The sequence below is a fragment of the Roseibium sp. MB-4 genome, from assembly GCF_053005265.1.
The window spans coordinates 1880421-1899737 of the sequence record NZ_JBRKQB010000001.1 but is presented as its reverse complement, the minus strand read 5'-3'; the positions used below and the strand labels follow the sequence as shown (position 1 = coordinate 1899737).

The window sequence follows — 19317 nt, the reverse complement described above, 5'->3', positions numbered from 1 at the left end:
ACCCTAAGTCGACAAAGTCTTGGAAAATGCTGGCCCGCTTTCCGGCCTTCGTCGGACACTGTTCTGAAGCCAGCTCCTTTAAGTGGTCTCAAGACCAACAGCCCAGGGTCAGGATATGCCGGCTAGAAACAAACACCAGGCAGGACGCCGCGGCCGAGATGTGTATGACAGTCTAGATCGGAACGATTTGCCTCACCGCGAACCCGCGCGCGCCCGAATTGAAAGACTCACCCGAACAGCAACTGCTCTCGGCGGATATGATCGCATGTATTCTGGTGAACGCGGGCCGGAAGGAGATCTGGACGCCGTTGCAGATGAGCTGGACCGTCTTCTGTCCGAACAAGCCGAGCGGGAAGCGCCACAACGCGGGCGCGGGCGTTCGTCCCGTTCAGCTCCACGCCGGGGCCGGGAGCGTGCGCCTGAAGCGGGCATTGATGATGTTATGGGGGCGCTGGACCGTCTCGACCGGCAGGTCAAAGGACTCGCCGGTGACGAAGACTATGCAGACGACTATGAGCGCGCACCGTCCCGCAGCCACCGCCCTGGCCGGTATGCCATCGACGCGCTAAACGAGACCGATCCTTACGGGGATGATGACGGTTATTATAACGATGATCCATATGCGGATTATGGCGACGAAGATGATGCTTATTATCAGCGGGCACCGCGCTGCAGTTCGATCGCCAGCCGGAATGCGTCCATGCACGCCTACAAGGATCTGGGACGCCGCATTGATGCGCTGAGAAAACCGCAAGAACAAGCGCTGGCGCATGTTCGCGAAGAGCTTGGGTCATTGCGCGACGCGCTCGGCGGAATTGCACGCGGAACCAATGAGACCGTTAGCCGTCAGAATGCCGAGTTGCGCCGTTTGGCCGACATGGTGGACCGGCTGCGCAATGACAAAAAGAATGATCAGCTTGCAAAAGAGATCCGCAAGGAAGTTGCCGAGCTGAAATCTCTTGTCGGACGGACCAATGTGGAAGGCGCCCTCCAGACGCTCGAACACGGCTACGCGCACATTTTACAGCGGCTTGACGAATTGTCCCGAGCCTCTGTCGACCCGCGTGTCCTGCGCAGCGTCACCGTTCGGCTGAATGAGATCGAAGACGCTTTTGCCGCTTTGCCTCGTTCTGAGCACATGATGGTCCTGGAGGACCGGGTCGTCTCAATTGCCGAACGTATGGAAGAGCTGCTTCAGCGCAAGGATCATGCTGAGATCGAACCCTTGCGCGCCGAGCTGCGCGAAGTGCGCGGGTTTGTGCAACAGATCGATGTGAAGGGTCTGGTTGAAAGCATCGACGACCGGATGAAGTTCGTCTCCAACCGCCTGGATGATCTGGAAACGCTGGCAAAAGAACAGCGCGGCCTCGACAATCGGCTGTCCGCAATGGAACAGCGGATGCCGGAGCCGGAAACGATCACAAGGCTTCAGGGTCGGCTTGAAGACATCGTCGGCATGATGGCCGATGACCGTTCGGCACCTGCAGATCAGGAGCATCTCGCGCAACTGGATCATCGCCTCAACGACATCGTTGACCGTCTTGAGCGGATGGAGCAGGCGAAACCAATCCAGTCGGGCGATCCGGGTGCATTCGACGCCTTGGGAAAACGGCTTGAAGCGATTTCAACAAAGATCGATGTGATTGAAAAAAGGGCGGCCCGCCCGGTCATTGCGCCTGTGGCAGCGGCACAAAGCGCTTCCGGCGCGGACACCGAGTTTTTCGCGCAGATTCAGGATCGCTTGAACGATCTGACTACCCGGCTCGATCAACCGAAAGATACAGTTACGACGTCGGATCTCGATAAGCTGCGTTCGGAGATCACGGCGATGCGCGAACGGGTCGCGCAACCAGCGTCGACCGATGCGCTCGAGCAACGGATCTCGGATCTCGCACAGCTTGTGACCACAAGTGGCGGCAAGGTCGACGACAAGGGGCTTGAAGTTCTGGGCGCCAAGGTCGCAGCTCTGGCCGAGCAGATTGAGACATCATCGTCGAACGCTCAGAATTCGGATCAGATATCTTCTGTTCTTGAACGGATTGAGGCAGGGCTTGCCGAAACACGCTCTGATGTTGCCGGCATTGCGCGCAAGGCTGCCCAGGAAGCTGTCGCCAATGCACCAAAAGCCAAAAACAGCGAGTATGACGCGGCTATCTCGTCGCTGCAGAACGACCTCAAGCGTCTTTTGGATGCCGCCGAAGGCAGCGAAGAGCGGACCCGCAACACCTTTGACGGCGTAAAATCCGTCCTTGGGTCCATCACCGAGCGCTTGGATACACTGGAGCGTGTTGAGCCTGCACCGAAGCAAAAGTCCGATCCAGCACCAGAAGCGGCGGGCGGTTTGTTCTCGCCGATTAAGGTTGCCGAGCGTCCGCCACTCTTTGCGAAGGCCCAGCCGGACATGACTCAGAGCAAGGCTCAGGCTGAGCCGGCTCCGCTGCCCGTTGAAGACACGCCGGAACCCCCGAGGGACCGCAAAGCAGACTTTATTGCTGCTGCCCGCCGGGCCGCACAGGCTGCATCTGCTGAAGCGGCTCAGCTTGAGAAGAAGAAACCGGCCAAGGATGAGGCAGAAAGCGCAGACGAAGAACGTGGCAAGGCGCGGGTCGGCTGGCTTCGCAATGTGTTGAAGCGGTCTCCGGCCGAGAAAGAAGAAACCGTTGACGAAGCGCTTGAGCTGAAAACGGCTGATATCAATCCGGCTGAAGTCGAACAGAGCGAAGAACAGACGACTGTACTGGCAGGTGACCGGGTTGCCCCCGAACCTGCCCAGGCTTCCGGTGGCCGTCGTCGCGCGATCCTTTACACAGCGGCAGCTGTCGTCCTGCTGATGGCCGGCTTCTACGTCACACGCGGCGCATTGTCGCCGTCTGATACGTCGCCGCAAGTGGCTGCAGTTCCTCAAGACGAGGCCGTTGTCGGCGAGGCTGCACCGGCAAATCCCGCTGAGGAAACAGCTTCGAGTGTTGCTGCTTCTGAGCCTGAAACGGTTTCCGAAGGCCAAGGGGTGTCAGACAGTCCACCGCCGATCGCCGCAAGCGATCCGATGCCCGCGATCGAAGGCTCTGTTGCGCTGGCACCGCCTGCAACAACCCAGCCGCCCGTGGCAGCTGCAGACCCGGTGCCGACACCTGCGGCCGCGTCCCAATCACTGGAAGCCGAGCCTGGTGTGGCGTTTGCACCGCCAAGCGGCGTTGAAAACAGCTTCGGTGCAGCACCTGCCGGCGTTGCGGCCGGGTTCACAGCGGCCGGAGAAGCGGAACCGGCTGCTGGCGAAGCAGGCGCAGCATTGCTGGCTAGCCTGCCGCCGGAAGGCGTCGGGCCCATGGCACTGCGAAGCGCTGCTGCCAGTGGGGACGCGGCTGCAGAATTCCTGATCGGTGTCAAATACACTGAAGGCGATGGTGTTGCTGCCGATCTGGCAAAGGCGGCTGCCTGGTATCAAAAGGCTGCCGACAAAGGACTTGCCCCGGCGCAATACCGGCTTGCCAGCCTCTACGAAAAGGGCCGCGGGGTCCAAAAGGATCTGCCGAAGGCAAAGGCCTGGTACACACAGTCAGCAGAAGCGGGCAATGCCAAGGCGATGCACAACCTTGCAGTCCTTTTTGCTGAAGGCGGCGGCGGACAGCCCGATTATGCATCGGCGGCCAAGTGGTTTGAAGACGCTGCCAACTATGGCGTCAAAGACAGCCTGTTTAATCTCGGTATCCTTTATGCCGGTGGCATCGGCGTCGATAAGGATCTGATCGCCAGCTACAAGTGGTTTGCGATTGCTGCCGACCAAGGTGATCCGGAGGCTGCCAAGCGGCGCGACGATGTTGCCAACATGATGGATCAGGAAACCTTGGCGAGCGCCCGCCTGGCTGTTGAAGGCTTTAAACTGAAAACACCGGATCCTGCCGCAAACAAGGTGACGCTCCAGCCAAGCTGGACAGAAGGGTCTGCCCTTCCGGCGAGCAATGCGTCCGTGACCGCCGTCGACAACTCGGCGATGATCCGCGAGGCGCAGGACAAACTCAACTATCTGGGTTTTGATACCGGTACTCCGGACGGCCAGATGGGCCCGCGCACACGCAGCGCGATCCGGGCTTTCCAGCGCAGCCTGGGCCTCCCGGAGACGGGTCAAGTGGATAGCCGGTTGATGGATGAGCTGAAAAGCCAGGCCATCTGACAAACCGCCTCGGACTGAACCGAATGAAGTTCGCAATGAGCCGGAGACGCAAAGCGTTTCCGGCTTTTGTGTTTCGCGGCTTGCGGATAACTGGCACTAATCGCTCAGGGTAAGTGATAAGTCCAGTTGTGCGGAATTAAATTGCTGAGTTGACAGAGCAACTGCCACAGGTTTTTAACCATTATACATGTAAGTTTAGGCAGTCTTGTCTGCAGTTTTCCGGCGAAGCCCTGTGCAATTATACCTTCCGATAGCCGAGATACCGGTCAATATCTTCGTGATATTTGGCATGGGCGGGGCTGTGGGGTTCTTGTCCGGATTGTTTGGTATCGGCGGCGGTTTCCTTCTGACCCCGCTTCTGATTTTTTCCGGGATCCCGCCAGCGGTCTCCGTCGCGACGGTCACAACACAGGTCGTGGCGTCCTCCGCCTCTGCAGTTGTCACCTATTGGCGGCGCAAGGCAATTGACCTGAAGCTGGCCAGCGTGCTGCTTGCCGGTGGTATATCCGGGTCACTGCTGGGCGTCATCCTGTTCGATGTTTTGCAGGCGATCGGCCAGCTCGATGTTGTGATCTCCCTGTCTTATGTGACGTTTTTGGGGACAATCGGCGGACTGATGCTGGTGGAGTCAGTGCGGGCCATGCGGCGCCGCCGATCGGGGGAACCACCTCGGGCGCGAAAACCCGGTCAGCACAATTGGGTGCATGGGCTGCCGTTAAAGGTCCGGTTCCGGAGATCCAAGCTGTATGTCAGCGTGATACCCGTCGTCGGACTGGGCGCGGCCATCGGCTTTCTTGGCACCGTCCTTGGCATCGGCGGCGGCTTCATGATGGTGCCGGCGCTGATTTATCTGCTGCGCGTTCCAACGAGCATCGTGATCGGGACATCCCTGTTCCAGATCCTCTTCACCATGGCGGCAGCGACGATCTTCCATGCCATGGGAACAAAGACTGTTGACATCGTTTTGGCGATGACCCTCATGGTCGGTGGTGTGATCGGCGCGCAGTTCGGTGCCCGTATGGGCCAGAACTTGCGCGGTGATCAGCTGCGCCTGCTCTTGGCGTTGCTGGTTTTGGGGGTTGGTCTGCGTTTCGCGGTCGATCTCCTGCTGATCCCCGAAGACCTCTACTCCATCGCAATCCAGAAGGGGGCCGGGCTATGATCCGTGCGGCCGCCATCGCTGCGATGACACTGTTCTTCGGCACGCTCGAAACCTTTGCCAAAAGTGATGAGAGCCTGGTGACGGAGTTGTCGTCACAAACGGTTTCGATCCAGTCCAACTTCACCGGCACCGAGATCGTCATTTTCGGACAGGCCCAAGAGATCCAGTACCGCCCCGATACAGATCTCGATTACGATCTGGTCATTGTCGTCGAAGGGCCTCCGCAGGACATTACGACCCGCCGCAAGGGGCGTTTGCTTGGTGTCTGGGTCAACCGGGAAGCGGAGACCTTCAGCAACGTTCCGTCGTTTTATGCAGTGGCAAGTACAGCGGACATTTCTGAAATTGCAGGCAGAGCTCTGCTGGACGAACACGCCATTGGCTTGAACCATATCAATTTGGCCGTGTCGGGCGAGTCAAATGTATCTCTCTCCGACCGAGATGATTTCCGCAGGGCCTTCGTTCGCCTGCGTCAGGATATGGGGCTCTATTCTGAGCGGGAGACATCCATAACGTTTTTGACCGAAACGATGTTCCGGACCAACATTCCGTTGCCCGCCAACATTCCAGTTGGGGACTACGTCGTCAAAAGTTTCCTATTTCACGAAGGTGACCTGATCGCCAATACGAACGATCACCTTCGTGTCGCAAAGACCGGCTTTGAGCAGATCACCTTCGAGTTGGCGCGGGAACATTCGTTCGTGTACGGAGTGCTTGCGGTCATTCTCGCGATTTTTACCGGTTGGCTCGCTGGCGTGATCTTCCGCAAGGATTGATCGGAGCAATACCGCTTTCTCTTAGATCCTCAAACGCCCGATCACTTCGATTTCGCCGTCATTAATCTCAACGACAATGCCTTCGCCAGACTGCGGAAAGATATCAGTCAGCGCGGTGATGTTGACCTGATGTGTGATGATGACCAGGGCACCATCACCTGGCCATTGCTCCAGTATGCGCTGACCTGCTCGGGTTTGCTCAGGCCCGGCGGAGCGGTTCTGAAAAAACGAGTTGAAGACCGGCTCTTCCTCGACTTGCCCCGGAAATGCGAGTTCCGCTGTTTCGACGCACCGGCACCACTGTGACGTCAACACTTGTCCGACCTTGATGCCCTTGTCCTGAAATGCCTGCCCAATCGCACGGGAGTCTGCGCGGCCCTGGTCGTTCAGGTTCCGCTGCGTGGAGCAATCGCCAAGCGTGAAGTTGGCCGGATCTCCGGTTCCGGGCGCCAATGCGTGGCGGAAGAGAACAATGCCGCCGTTTTCCAGCGCCTGCCACGCAGCGTCATCTGCGCGCGCATGCGGCATTGTCAGGAGCATTGCCCAAGCAAAAACCAATGCCAGGGCAATACGTTGAAGCGAGAAACGGGGTCCAATTGGTTTGAATGTCATGTAGGCTGCCGTTGCGAGAGTTCGTATGAGATTCGCCACTTACTACGGCAGGGGCAGCATGACCGATCAGTCTCAATCAGAACCAACCGGTTCTTCTCAATCCAAGCCGGAACCAACCGTTGATGCCCGGGTGATTGACATCGCCATCCGGCTGGGTGTTCTCGGCGTGTTTGCTTACTTTTCCCTACAGCTTGTGGCGCCGTTTTTTGCGTTTCTGCTTTGGGCCGTTGTGCTGACAGTTGCGCTTTATCCCGCCTATGTCTGGCTAACGGGCAAGCTCGGCGGGCGGAAGGTGCTGTCGGCAACCATACTGACGCTCATCGGCTTAGGCATTGTCATCGGACCGGTGGCGGTGCTGGTGGTCAGTCTCGTTGAAACGCTTCAAAGGCTTTACGAGGGTGTGACGTCAGGTGCCATGGCAGTCCCGCCTTTGCCGCCCAAACTGGCAGAGCTGCCCATGGTTGGAGAAAAGATTGCCGAATTCTGGCAGCTCGCGAGCCGGAGCCTGGAGCAGTTCCTCACAAAGATCGGCCCGATGGTGGCGCCGGCCGGCACAAAGATTCTCTCGGTTCTGGCATCCTTGAGCGGCAGCGTTCTCTTTTTCATTGTGTCGATCATCCTGTCCGGATGCTTATTCGTGCCGGGGCCGGCGCTGGCCTCCGGAGCCAAACGGTTCGCCGACCGGATCATCGCGCCGCGCGGTGGCGAATTCGTCGATCTGGCAGGGGCCACCATTCGCAATGTTTCCCGTGGTGTGATCGGCGTCGCGGTTATTCAGGGGTTGCTGACGGGCGTTATCCTGATCGCCTTTGCGGTGCCTTTGGCCGGACTACTCACCTTTGCGGCGCTGATCCTTTGCATCATCCAAATCGGGCCTGCGCTGGTGATCCTGCCGACGATCATCTGGGCCTGGAGTTCATGGGAGTTGTTGCCAGCGCTTCTCTTCACTGTCCTGATCGTGCCAGTCATGCTGGTCGACAATGTGCTCCGCCCGATTCTGATGTCCCGCGGCCTTGATGTGCCGATGCTGGTGATCCTGATCGGCGTTCTCGGCGGTACACTGGCCTACGGCCTCATCGGCCTGTTCCTCGGACCGGTGATCCTCTCGGTTTTCTATGAGCTGGTCATTGCCTGGGTAAAAGCGGGGGAGGAGGCTTAATCCCCGACAAGCCGCGTGGCTGTGAAGGGGAACAGGCGGTCGTTCCCGAGCATGAACACGGAGTATTTCCGGCGCTGGAAGATCGTGCTGAACGCCTCGTGGGTGACGTTGAGCCCACCGGTGAGAGCCCCAAAGGCCGGCAAAACCAAGCGGCTGCCATCGGTGACGAAACACGCCCGGCGGATGGAACGGCCGAACCGGCGGACGCGGGCAGCCGGATGAAGGTGCCCGCATACTTCGCCAAGCGCCGCCGTGGCGCCAATCTTTTCAACCGGCTCATGTCGGAAGGTGAGGGGGCCGATCTGAATTTCATCGACAGTCTCGCCGCATAAGCGCACAGGCGCCACCGGATCGTGGTTGCCGGTCACCCAGATCCATTCCCGGTTCAGCTGCAAGGTTGTGAGCATTGCCCGGTAGGGTGCAGGCAGGCGGTCAGAACCGTCCGCATCGTGAAAACTGTCGCCGAGGCAAATGACCCGCGCAGGGTCGAAGGCATCCATGACGGCGGCCAGCTTCTCAAGCGTGGTCGCTGTGTCGTAGGGCGGCAGCATGATGCCGCGGCGGGCAAAACTGGAGCCCTTTTCAAGGTGAAGATCCGCAACGATGAGCGTTGCTTCGTCCGGCCACCACAGAACACCGCTGTCATGAAGGCCGACCAGTTGACCATTGATCTGAATGTCATGACACACGGGCGCGGCAGTATATTTGCGCAGGTGTGACGTGAGTGCACTCATTCCATGGCCTCCAGCAGCAGTTCCGACGCGGCCTCCTCCAAAAGGGAATCCATTGCCTCGCCATAGACAGGTTCCTTACCGATTTCAAGAAGGACCGGCACGGCGAGTGGAGACACGTGCTCCAAAGCAGTATGCGTGATTCGTCCACGAATTCTGGCGAGAAGATCACCCAATCTAGAGATATCCAAAAGTCCTTCGGCAGCATCGTTCCAGGTTGCCTGCAACAGAATGTGATCCGGTTCGTGACTTCGAAGAACATCGTAGATGAGATCCGTCGAAACGGTTACTTGCCGGCCGGACTTCTCCTGACCCGGATGGCGGCGTTCAATCAGACCGGCAATCACGGCGCAATTGCGGAATGTCCGCTTCATCAGGCTGGATTCGGCAAGCCAGGCATCAAGGTCATCCCCGAGGATGTCTTGATCAAAAAGCTCCTGTAGCGGGATCTTTCCGGAGGAAAACAGAAGTGACAGATCGCCAAGCCCCCAGATGGCCAGGGCATAGTCGTTGGCGACAAACCCCATTGGTCGGGCGCCCATCCGCTCCAGCCGTTTGGTGAGCAGCATGCCGAGGGTTTGATGCGCGAGCCGTCCCTCGAACGGATAACAGATCAGGTAATGTTTGTTGGACCGTGGGAAGGTTTCCACCAGAAGACCATCGCGGCTTGGTAGGACGGACTTGTCCTGTTGGATCTCCAGCCAGTCACGGACTTGACCGGGCAAGGCTTTCCAGGTGTCCGGAGCAGCAAGCATCGCACGCACGCTTTCCGCCAGATAGGTGGAGAGCGGGAACTTCCCGCCCATGTAGGATGGGATCATCGGATTGTCGGTCTGCGCGCGGGAGACATAAGCCTCATTCTCCCGAAGCCCTTCGAACCTTAGGACTTCCCCGCCGAAGATGAAGGTATCGCCCGGGGCCATTTGCTCGATGAAATACTCCTCGATCTCGCCAAGCACCCGTCCGCCGCGGCCAATTGGTGTCCGGCGCCCGGACGCCTTTGATTTGACGAGCCGCACTTTCAGCATTGGTGCTTCGACGATCGTGCCGACATTCAACCGGTATTGCTGGGCAATCTTCGGGTGGGCGATCCGCCACAAACCATCCTTGCCTTTCCGAAGCTTTGCGTACTGCTCATAAGATTTCAGCGCATAGCCGCCGGTCGCAACGAAATCGAGGACCTTTTCATAGGTTTCCCACTCCAGCCAGCGGTAGGTTTCCGACGAGCGGATTTCATCAAACGCCTGTGCCGGATCAAGGGGATCGGCGCAGGCCAAACCAAGTAGGTGCTGGGCCAGCACATCCAGCGCGCCTTTTCGGAGCGGCGGCGTGTCTTGATCGCCTTTTTTGGAAGCTGCGAGTGCGGCCTGGCACTCCAGAACTTCGAACCGGTTAGCCGGGATCAGGACCGCCTTGGACGGCTCGTCCATGCGGTGATTGGCCCGGCCGATCCGTTGGGCAAGGCGGCTGGCGCCTTTGGGTGCGCCGATGTTAATCACCAGATCGATGTCGCCCCAGTCGATCCCCATGTCGAGAGAGGAGGTGGCCACCACCGCTCTGAGCTGGCCGGAGGCCATAGCCGCCTCAACCTTGCGCCGCTGGCCGACATTCAGGGATCCATGATGAAGGGCAATGGGCAGCGTGTCTTCGTTTATCCGCCAAAGCTCTTGAAAGACGGCTTCCGCCTGGCTGCGGGTGTTAACGAAGAGCAACGAGACGCTGTGCTGTTTGATCAGCTGATAGATATCGCCCATGGCATAGCGGCATGAGTGACCCGACCACGGCAGGCGTTCTTCCGATTCCAAAATGGAGATATCCGGCTCAGCGCCGCCCTTGACCTCCACCAAGGAGGACAGGGCCCGGGTGCCGTCCAGCGGCTGTCCGACCAGATAAGCACGCAGGTCATCGGGTTCTGCCACGGTCGCCGAAAGACCAATCGTCCGCATCTCAGGCGCCAGTTGCCGCAGGCGTGCTAGGCCAAGCGCCAAGAGATCGCCGCGCTTGGACGTCACGAGTGCGTGGAGTTCGTCGAGGATGACCGTCCTCAGCGACGAGAACAGCTTTTCAGAAGCTGGGTCTGACAAGAGCAGCGCGATCTGCTCCGGGGTGGTTAGCAGGATATCTGGCGGGTTTGTCTTTTGCCGTTGCCGCTTGTGGGACGGTGTGTCGCCGGTCCGGGTCTCAATGCGAAACGGCAGACCCATTTCAGAAACGGGTGTTTCTAGGTTCCGGGCGATATCAACGGCGAGTGCTTTCAGCGGGGAGATGTAGAGCGTGTGGATGCCACCTGGCTGGCCAGGCTTGCGCTTGCCGCGGTCGTCCAGTTCCACAAGGCTTGGCAGAAACCCGGCAAGCGTCTTGCCCGCACCTGTCGGGGCAATCAGCAATGTGCTTTGTCCACTGCGCAGATGTTCGACCAGTTGCAATTGGTGTGCGCGCGGGCTCCAGCCGCGGGATGAAAACCAGTTCTGAAATCTGTCAGGAAGAAGCGCTGCGTCCATATCGACCGTTTTAGGGAGTGTCGCATGAAATTGCGAGGGCGCTGGTCTTTCAAAATACGCGGCCTATAGTCCCGTTCATGAGCGAGCTCCTGACCCTCACCCCCGAAGGCCTCTATTGTTCTTTGGCCAAAGCCCATATCGATCCGGTCCGTCCGGTCGAAAGGGCGATTATCACGCATGGTCATGCCGATCATGCACGGGCCGGGCATGGTGCCGTTCTCGCAACCGGGCAAACCCTGGACATCATGGCGATCCGCTATGGCAGCGACTTTTGCGGTCAGGCACAGGCCATCGGATATGGCGAGCAACTTACAGTTGGCGGCGTCAACGTTTCACTGCACCCGGCAGGCCACGTGCTCGGATCAGCGCAGGTGCTGTTGTCTGCACAGGGGGAGCGCACGGTGGTGTCCGGCGATTACAAACGGCAGGCGGATCTGACATGTGCGCCGTTCGAGCTGGTGCCATGCGATACATTTGTAACTGAAGCCACATTTGGCCTGCCGGTTTTCCGCCATCCACCGGCGCAGCAGGAAGTCGCCAAGCTTTTGACGTCTCTGGAGCTGTTTTCGGGTCAGACCCATTTGGTTGGTGCTTACGCTCTCGGAAAAGCGCAACGGGTGATCGCGGAACTCCGAGCGGCTGGATACTCAAAGACCATCTATCTGCATGGCGCGCTTGAAAAACTCTGCGCCTACTACCAGACCCAGGGTGTGGATCTGGGGCCATTGGAACTTGTTGGACGCCGCGGCAAGGAGCTGCAGGGCGAAATTGTCATGTGTCCACCTGGGCAGCTGAGTGATCGCTGGTCCCGGCGGTTTGGCGATCCGGTTGCCGCGATGGCGTCAGGCTGGATGAGGGTGCGGGCAAGAGCGCGCCAGCGAGGGGCGGAACTGCCACTGATCCTGTCGGACCATGCGGACTGGGACGATCTCTGCCGGACCATCCTAGAAACCGGGGCCGAGCGGATCTGGGTGACACATGGAGCGGAAGAAGCTCTTGTGCATTGGTGCGAATTGAATGGACGAAAGGCCCGTCCTCTCAATATGATAGGCTATGATGACGGCGAGGGGGCAGACGATACCCAACTGGCGGCAGTTGCGGGTGCCTCCTAAGCCGTCAAGAGCCGGAGTGCAGGAGGCAGGCATGGCAGACAACAGCGACTTCCATCAGACCGGCGACGAAGACGGCACGAGCCAAAACGGCAATGGTGAGGCCGAAGAGGCCATCGCGCAGTTGTTCGATGACTATCAGGCCGGGTTCAACGATTATGACATGGAGCGGATCTGCGACTGTTTCGCGCTGCCGGCCATTATCTGGCAGCATGAAAAGGGCCATGTCTTCAACGATGACGAAGAGCTGATCGAGAACATCGAAGCGCTCTTGAAAGCTCTTGAAAAGGAAGGCGTCAGCCATTCCGATTTCCAGGTTGTGTCCAGCCATGTCAGCGGACCGACGGCGCTCGTGACCCTCGACTGGTCGCAGGAGAGCGCTGACGGAGAGGCCGTTTTTGAATTCACGTGCCACTACCAGCTGATCCAGGACGGCCAGGACTGGATGATTGCCGGGATCGTCAACGAATAACCCCGCGCACCACTTCGCAGTCGATGGATACAGGTTCGCGGTCCCGGCCTTGAGCGGGGACCAAACAGTCCCCATTACCTGAATGATTGACTAAGAAGCCGAGGCGCGAAGGCCGGAGGCTTTGGGCGATCTGATATACGCTGAGATGAAAGACTAATATGGCAAAGATGATCCACTCGATGATCCGAGTGAGCGATGAAACCCGGTCGGTCGATTTCTACGAAAGAGCCTTTGGACTGAGGGTTGCCGGGCGCTATCCGTTCGACGGGTTTACCCTGATTTACCTTGCAAATGCGGAAACAGGTTTTGAGCTTGAACTCACCACCAATGCATCCCGCACAGAGCCTTATGATCATGGCGATGCGTACGGTCATCTGGCCTTTTCGGTCGAGGATATTGACGCCGAACATCAGCGTCTTGCGGGGCTTGGATTGGCGGTTGGGGACGTCAAGGATTTCGCTGTTGAGGGCAAACCCTTCGCGCGGTTCTTCTTCCTGGAAGACCCGGACGGCTACAAGATCGAAGTCCTGCAGCGCTTCGGCCGGTTTCAGTAGGGCCTGGGGTCGGAACCTGCAGCGGTTTTGTTGCGTAATAAGGCCCATCAAATACAACCTTTAAAACCTATCATAGGTAGTAGCTCGGGGCGCGAATAAGTTCGGCTTGCGGATAAAGTAGCGGGAAATAGTAAATGTAAGCGCTTGCATAATACATCTTTGGGTATATGCTGGGTCAAAAGAACAGGAGCCGGCATTCCGGGGAGGACATGCTCTTTCGCAAACAGGCAATCGAAGCCAAGCGAACAAGACTGTATGGTGATGTGCTGATCGTCACGCCAGTCGCGTTCAAGGTCATTGCCGTCTTCCTGTTCGCAATCCTTGTCGTCGTTGGCCTATTCCTTGGCTTTGGGAACTTCGCCCGATTGGAGACCGTGCGCGGCGCAGTTATTCCGTCCAACGGTATGATCCATGTCAGACCCGCCAGCTCGGGCTACATCACCGATTTTGCTGCCCACGAGGGCGAATATGTCAGAGAGGGGCAGGAGCTGGGCCGGCTGGTGGTTGCGGACGCTGCCACAGATGATGGCTCCGAAACGGCGGCCCGGCTTGCAGCTCATGAGCGGCAGATCTCCAATCTCGATGATGAGATCATAAAGATGAACCAGCTGAATCAGGTGAAACTTGAAGACCTGAGGGTTCGGACAAGCGACGCACAAATCGCGCTGGAAAACATCAAAAATCAAATCGCCATTCAAGAGACCTTGGTTGTTGAGCTCACAGGCTCCTTCCAGCGCGCGTCCGATCTCTCTGCGCGCGGGCATGTCAGCGGTGAGACGCGGGATGTTCGCAACATCCGCCTATTGTCCGGAAAACAGGACCTGCAGCGCCTGTTGAGTGACCAAAATGATCTGGAAGCGGAACTGCGGAAATTTGGACGGGCGCGTTCGGAATTAATCGCGCAAAATGCCCTCGACATTGCACGGCTTGAGGCGCAGAAGGAAAAACTGCTCGCCGAAAAGGACATCTTCAAATCGAAGAAGGTTTTCAAGATTGTCGCGCCGATCAGCGGATATGTTACGACGGTTTTAGCCTCCCGAGGCGCTGCGGTTCGCAGTGAGCATCCGCTATTTTCCATTCTGCCGGAAAACAGTGTCTTGCAGGTGGAACTGTACGTGCCGAGCCGAGCAATTGGGTTTGTCGAAGAAGGGCAGGCAGTCCGGATCCAGTTCGATTCATTCCCTTTTGAACGCTTCGGTGCGCAGGCGGGAACGGTCCGGTTGGTCACTCAATCGGTTCTGTCAAAGAACGATCCGAGTGTCCTCGTTCAAACGGGCGAGCCTGTCTATCGGGTGAACGTCGATCTCGCCTCAAGTGAAGTGTCCGCTTACGGCCGATCCTATGCCATCCAACCGGGAATGCTTCTGAGCGCCAATATCATTCTTGAAGATCGTTCGATCCTCTCATGGCTTCTTGAGCCAATGATAGCCGTTGCGAGGAGAAGCTGATGGCAAGCGAGGCCCTATCAAATCTCCAGTTTATTGGCGGGCGCTCCTTGCCGCTGATCCGGCAAAACGAGGCGGCAGAATGCGGCAATGCCTGCCTTGCAATGGTTGCGAGCTATTACGGCTTCAAGACAGATATTGCATCCCTTCGCCGCCGGTTTCCGACGACAGCGCAAGGCATGACGCTTCGGACGTTGGCCGACATGTCAAACAAAATCGGCTTGGCAACTCGAGCTCTGAAAGCGGAAGTTCAGGACCTTAAACGTGTGCATTTGCCCGCGATTTTGCATTGGGATTTGAACCACTTCGTAGTCCTGAAAAAACTTACAAAAAACCGGGCGGTCATTCATGATCCGGCACGCGGCGACCTGACACTCGGCCTTGAAGAGTTCGGCAATCATTTCACCGGGATCGTCTTGGAGCTGATGCCTGCTACCGGGTTTCAGCGTGCAGATGAGAGAAACAAACTCGCATTTACATCTCTGTGGAGCAGTATGCAGGGGTTGGGCGGTGCCCTGACGCAAGTTCTGCTTCTGTCTCTTGTATTGCTCGCCTATACGATTGCCGCCCCGCAATACATGCAAATTACAATCGACACTGTGCTGCCCAGTCTCGACAAGGACTTGTTGATCACTCTGGCTTTGGGATTCGGGCTATTCCTTGTGATCAACGTTGTCGCAAGCGTGCTGCGTGATCTGGTCATCCTCTATGCGGGCAGCAAGCTGGCGTACCAGATTTCCATCAATCTGTTTCAACACCTAATACGCCTTCCCTTGCCCTTTTTCGAGCGCAGGCACATTGGAGATATTGTCTCCCGGTTTTCTTCGATCGAACCAATTCGGCAGTTTTTGACCAACGGTGTTGTCGGGGGCGTGGTGGATGGACTTATGGCGCTTGTCACCCTTGGCCTGATGTTCGCCTACAGCCCCAAGCTGGCGGTCATCTCTCTGGTTTCCCTTGCGCTCTACGTGGCCTTGCGTCTCGCGATGTTCCGGCCATTTCGGACCGCATCGGAGCGTGAAATTGTTTCAAGAGCTGCAGAGCATACGAATTTCATTGAAACCGTCCGCGGCATTCTCAGCATAAAGGTTTTTTCTCAGGAAGATCAGCGACAGCAACGCTGGCATAATCTGCTCGCAGATGCGGTCAATCAGAGTGTGCGCGTTCAATTCCTGACGATAGCTTTCAATTCATCGGCAGTTTTGATCCGCGGCCTGGAGCAGGTCATAATCATATACCTTGCAGCGATGATGGCGATCGATGCGGCCATCACGGTTGGGATGATTTTCGCTTTCATGGCCTATCGCGGTCAGTTTGCGGACAATACGGCAAGGCTTGTCGAACTCATCATCGATTTTCGGATGCTCGATCTGCATCTTGAACGCCTTGCGGATATCGCGCTTGAAGAAGGGGGAGAAAACGGACACGGCACGTTCAGAATAAAACATGGAAAATGCGAAGCGACGAATTTGTCGTTTGCTTATGACAACAGCGCGCCTCTGTTGTTTCAGGACGCTTCATTTGTCATCGAGCCGGGCGAGAGTGTCGCCGTGGTTGGGCCATCCGGTTGCGGTAAGACAACGCTTTTGAAAATTCTTATGGGCCTGTTTCAACCGGTGTCCGGTGACTTCAAAGTTGATGGAAAAACAATTCAACAGATCGGAAATTCCAACTACCGGAGCCAGATCGCTGCGGTGATGCAAGACGATCAGCTGTTTTCGGGCACTGTGGCCGAAAACATTGCCTTTTTTAGCAGCGATATTGACACTGAGCGTGTGTTGAGTTGTGCGGCAAAGGCTTGCGTCCATGAAGACATAGCCCGGCTGCCCATGGGCTACGAAACCTTTATCGGAGACATGGGCGCCGTGTTTTCAGCGGGTCAGCTTCAAAGGTTGATGCTCGCCAGGGCCCTCTATCAGGAGCCCAAAATTCTGTTTATGGACGAGGGGACAGCCCATCTGGATGTGGAAACAGAAAGGGCAGTCAACAACTCCATAAGAGATTTAGGCATGACGCGGATCATTGTCGCACATCGTCCCGAAACAATCGAAATGGCGGATCGTGTATTAATGATTGCAAGTGAAACAATTATTGAAGTTGTAACTGAAAAACAGAAATAAAATTCCGATTAATATAAATGAATTCAGCTAAAAGTGGCGTCTCCGATATTGACAATCAGATAAGAAATTGCAAAATGTAAGCGCTTGCATGCGCGCCAATATTTCACCTGGAGTGAACAAATGACCGAAGTATCAACAATGAGAGAACTTACCGTAGAAGAGTGCGATCAGGTTTCTGGCGGTGTCGTTCTGCTTGGTGTGTCCATCGGGATAAGCAGTCTTGTGGCCCTGAAAATAGGGATCAATGTGGGATCGTCCATGGCGGGTATCATCGCGATATTGGACAATAACGGGCTCTACAACAGGGACTCTCTTGAGCAGATTGCAGGCAGCACGCAACATGCGCACAGCAACGGTGGCGGCTTCGGCTCCGACCGCCGAATTAAGACAGATGTTCAACTGGTCGGTCATCTCGATCATCTCGAGTTAGATGTCTATTCCTGGGAATACACGAACGAGCCAGGCACCCGTTATGTCGGCGTGATGGCACAGGATCTTCTGGCGCGCGAAGATCTCAGCCATGCAGTGTTCGTGTTCGAAGAAGGCCCGCACAAGGGCTTTTACGGCGTTGATTACTCATCACTCGGATTGAACTGTGTCCGGGAAAGCGAATTCGACGGCAACGTCGATACCCTGTTGGTGACAGCGATCGCAGCCTAACGCGCAGCAAGCAGCGATTACAGTCGCCGACGGCCCCGCCGAGCAGCCCGAAAAGGACTTGGCGGGGTTTGCGGTGTTTTTCAAGCTTCTTGAGGTGTGAAGACGTGGGGAGCAGGCCCGTCAGGGCGTAAACAGCCCATGATGCTGTTGGCCAAATGGGTCTTCACAAGGTCCGGATCCTGAACGACCTGACCATCTTTGATTGCGGCGTGCAGCACAGCTGGAATGAGGTTGCGGATCACAAATCCGGCGGTCTTCAAATCTGGCGCGCTGATTTCGTTTTTTCGGATTTCCAGGAACTTGGTCGCAGCCAGATCAATCCTTTGATGAAAGCCGTCGGGATCTTCTGAAAGCGTTTGGGCCGGTGTCTGTTCTTCAAAAGCCGCGTTGAGCCGGGGAGCGTTGAGGTGCACCTGGAAATTTGCATCAACGATCTTCCGGATGGCGTCTGGCAGGGACAGGTTATCCGATGTTGCCATGGCCGTTTCAACGGTTTTGAGAACGTGTGCACGATGCGCAAGTCTCAGCTCTAGGATGAGCGCCCCCTTGTTGGGAAAATACTGGTAAAGCGACCCGATGCTGATCCCGGCGCGCTCGGCGATCATGTTTGTGGTCGCGCCGTTATAGCCCTCTTCATCGAAGACTTGCGATGCAGCCTCCAGGATAAAGTCGACCATAAGCCGCGAGCGTTGCTGTTTGGGGCGCCGCCTACGCGTTGGGGCTAAGTCCATAAAAATGCTCCAATGAAAAACAGCTGCCAATAAGATCTGCGGTTGGGTCAAAAGTGTGACCAAAACGCGAGCTGGTCTGATGCAATGTCTGTTTATAGTTCAGATATGAATGAGAAACGTAATAAAAATCAGATAGATAAATGAGCTTTTCTGCGGCAATTTGACTGATCACCAATCCGAAAACGCGAGTTTTTCAACAAGCTCCAACGCGTCACCTTCCATGGGCCAGCCAATCCAGAACGGCGGCTCAATGGAGGTTGTGATAGTGCGAGTTTGCTTTGGACGCTCCCCGCGAGCGATTGTGATTGTGGCGATGGTCAGTTGTGCGCCGGCAGTTGTTTACGCAGATGACACAGCGCGTGCACGCTCAGATGAAGGGGGAGCGAAAGCTCAAAGTGGCATTCATGGTATTTTGGCGGTTGGGGTGGCCGCAGAACCTGAATTTGAGGGCGCTGCCGAGTATCTTCCGATCCCCCAGGCCTATGCCCACATCACCGCCTTTGGACTGGGTCTTGAAATTGAGGGGCCGGAAGCCCGGCTGAACCTGCGGCCACACGCGGCTTTTCAGTTCGGTCCCGCCGTTGAGTACCGGATGGGCCGGGACGATGTGGCGAATGACGTGATCGACCGTTTGGAGGCAATCGACGGCGCCTTCGAAGCTGGTGGATTTGTCACCTATCAATTCAAGTCCTTGATGGCGCAATCGGATGTTTTTGAAATCTCGGCCGAGTTGATGGCAGATGTTTCTGGTGTTCATGAAGGCATGATCGGTAAGGTCCGCGCCGGGTATTGGGTCGCGCCCCGAGAGCGGCTGCGGGTTGGGCTTGAGACCGAAGTCGGTTTTGCGACGGACGATTACATGAACACCTATTTTGGAGTGTCAGAAACGGGTTCGGCCCGCTCTGGACTGGCCGCCTACACCGCTGAAGGCGGGGTCAAGGACATTGGTGTCCAGGCGACCATGACCTATCAGCTCACAGAGCGCTGGGGGCTGGTCGGCCGGGCGTCCTATACGCGCCTTCTGGGGGACGCTGCGGACAGTCCCATCGTCAAGGACGAAGGGTCGGCAGACCAGTTCCGAGGTGGCGTCGGCCTGTCGTTCAGGTTTTGATTT

General features: G+C 57.0%; 15 protein-coding genes. 11 read left to right on the top strand and 4 right to left on the bottom strand.

All coding sequences use genetic code 11. The annotated features are described in order from the left end of the window. Positions 1-265: 265 nt before the first annotated feature. From ACVDG4_RS08815 to ACVDG4_RS08805, 3 genes are all read left to right on the top strand, one after another. Positions 266-4171: a peptidoglycan-binding protein gene (locus ACVDG4_RS08815; protein ID WP_447234776.1), complete on the top strand. Its 3906-nt coding sequence runs from the start codon at positions 266-268 to the stop codon at positions 4169-4171. Between the two features lie 232 nt (positions 4172-4403). Beyond that, complete coding sequence (locus ACVDG4_RS08810) at positions 4404-5333, top strand: sulfite exporter TauE/SafE family protein (protein ID WP_447234775.1); 930 nt, start codon at positions 4404-4406, stop codon at positions 5331-5333. Continuing rightward, positions 5330-6109 carry a TIGR02186 family protein gene (locus tag ACVDG4_RS08805; protein WP_447234774.1) on the top strand — a complete coding sequence of 260 codons (780 nt, stop codon included), beginning with the start codon at positions 5330-5332 and terminating at the stop codon, positions 6107-6109. Before ACVDG4_RS08810 ends, ACVDG4_RS08805 begins: the two co-directional genes overlap by 4 nt. 21 nt (positions 6110-6130) lie before the next feature. Here ACVDG4_RS08805 and ACVDG4_RS08800 read toward each other — a convergent pair whose 3' ends face one another. Further along, positions 6131-6721, bottom strand: coding sequence for a histidine phosphatase family protein (locus tag ACVDG4_RS08800; RefSeq protein WP_447234773.1), 591 nt, complete (start codon positions 6719-6721; stop codon positions 6131-6133). Positions 6722-6779: 58 nt separating this feature from the next. Between ACVDG4_RS08800 and ACVDG4_RS08795 the strand changes: the two genes are divergently transcribed. After that, positions 6780-7880 (top strand): AI-2E family transporter, encoded by a 1101-nt coding sequence (locus ACVDG4_RS08795; protein WP_447234772.1) that lies wholly within the window; start codon positions 6780-6782, stop codon positions 7878-7880. Here ACVDG4_RS08795 and pdeM read toward each other — a convergent pair. Together pdeM and ACVDG4_RS08785 are read right to left on the bottom strand one after the other, a co-directional pair. Then, entirely contained in the window at positions 7877-8614 is a 738-nt protein-coding gene (gene pdeM / locus ACVDG4_RS08790; protein ID WP_447234771.1) for a ligase-associated DNA damage response endonuclease PdeM, read from the bottom strand. The genes ACVDG4_RS08795 and pdeM overlap by 4 nt on opposite strands. Then, the gene (locus tag ACVDG4_RS08785) at positions 8611-11112 is read right to left on the bottom strand and encodes a ligase-associated DNA damage response DEXH box helicase (protein WP_447234770.1); all 2502 of its coding nucleotides are present in this window, start codon (positions 11110-11112) and stop codon (positions 8611-8613) included. The genes pdeM and ACVDG4_RS08785 overlap by 4 nt, the downstream gene beginning before the upstream one ends. A 77-nt stretch (positions 11113-11189) precedes the next feature. Between ACVDG4_RS08785 and ACVDG4_RS08780 the strand changes: the two genes are divergently transcribed. From ACVDG4_RS08780 to ACVDG4_RS08755, 6 genes are all read left to right on the top strand, one after another. Beyond that, positions 11190-12224, top strand: a complete 1035-nt coding sequence (locus ACVDG4_RS08780) for a ligase-associated DNA damage response exonuclease (RefSeq protein ID WP_447234769.1) — start codon at positions 11190-11192, stop codon at positions 12222-12224. A gap of 31 nt (positions 12225-12255) precedes the next feature. Then, positions 12256-12693 (top strand): DUF6841 family protein, encoded by a 438-nt coding sequence (locus tag ACVDG4_RS08775; protein ID WP_209002274.1) that lies wholly within the window; start codon positions 12256-12258, stop codon positions 12691-12693. Positions 12694-12851: 158 nt separating this feature from the next. Further along, complete coding sequence (locus ACVDG4_RS08770; protein ID WP_447234768.1) at positions 12852-13247, top strand: VOC family protein; 396 nt, start codon at positions 12852-12854, stop codon at positions 13245-13247. Positions 13248-13456: 209 nt separating this feature from the next. Beyond that, the gene (locus ACVDG4_RS08765; protein ID WP_447234767.1) at positions 13457-14695 is read left to right on the top strand and encodes an HlyD family secretion protein; all 1239 of its coding nucleotides are present in this window, start codon (positions 13457-13459) and stop codon (positions 14693-14695) included. Beyond that, complete coding sequence (locus ACVDG4_RS08760) at positions 14695-16812, top strand: peptidase domain-containing ABC transporter (protein WP_447234766.1); 2118 nt, start codon at positions 14695-14697, stop codon at positions 16810-16812. The genes ACVDG4_RS08765 and ACVDG4_RS08760 overlap by 1 nt, the downstream gene beginning before the upstream one ends. A 120-nt stretch (positions 16813-16932) precedes the next feature. Continuing rightward, entirely contained in the window at positions 16933-17472 is a 540-nt protein-coding gene (locus tag ACVDG4_RS08755; protein WP_447234765.1) for a tail fiber domain-containing protein, read from the top strand. Positions 17473-17552: 80 nt separating this feature from the next. On the opposite strand, the gene ACVDG4_RS08750 is transcribed toward ACVDG4_RS08755, so the two are convergent. After that, entirely contained in the window at positions 17553-18203 is a 651-nt protein-coding gene (locus ACVDG4_RS08750; protein ID WP_447234764.1) for a TetR/AcrR family transcriptional regulator, read from the bottom strand. Positions 18204-18468: 265 nt separating this feature from the next. Between ACVDG4_RS08750 and ACVDG4_RS08745 the strand changes: the two genes are divergently transcribed. Beyond that, the gene (locus ACVDG4_RS08745) at positions 18469-19314 is read left to right on the top strand and encodes a MipA/OmpV family protein (protein WP_447234763.1); all 846 of its coding nucleotides are present in this window, start codon (positions 18469-18471) and stop codon (positions 19312-19314) included. Positions 19315-19317: the final 3 nt, after the last annotated feature.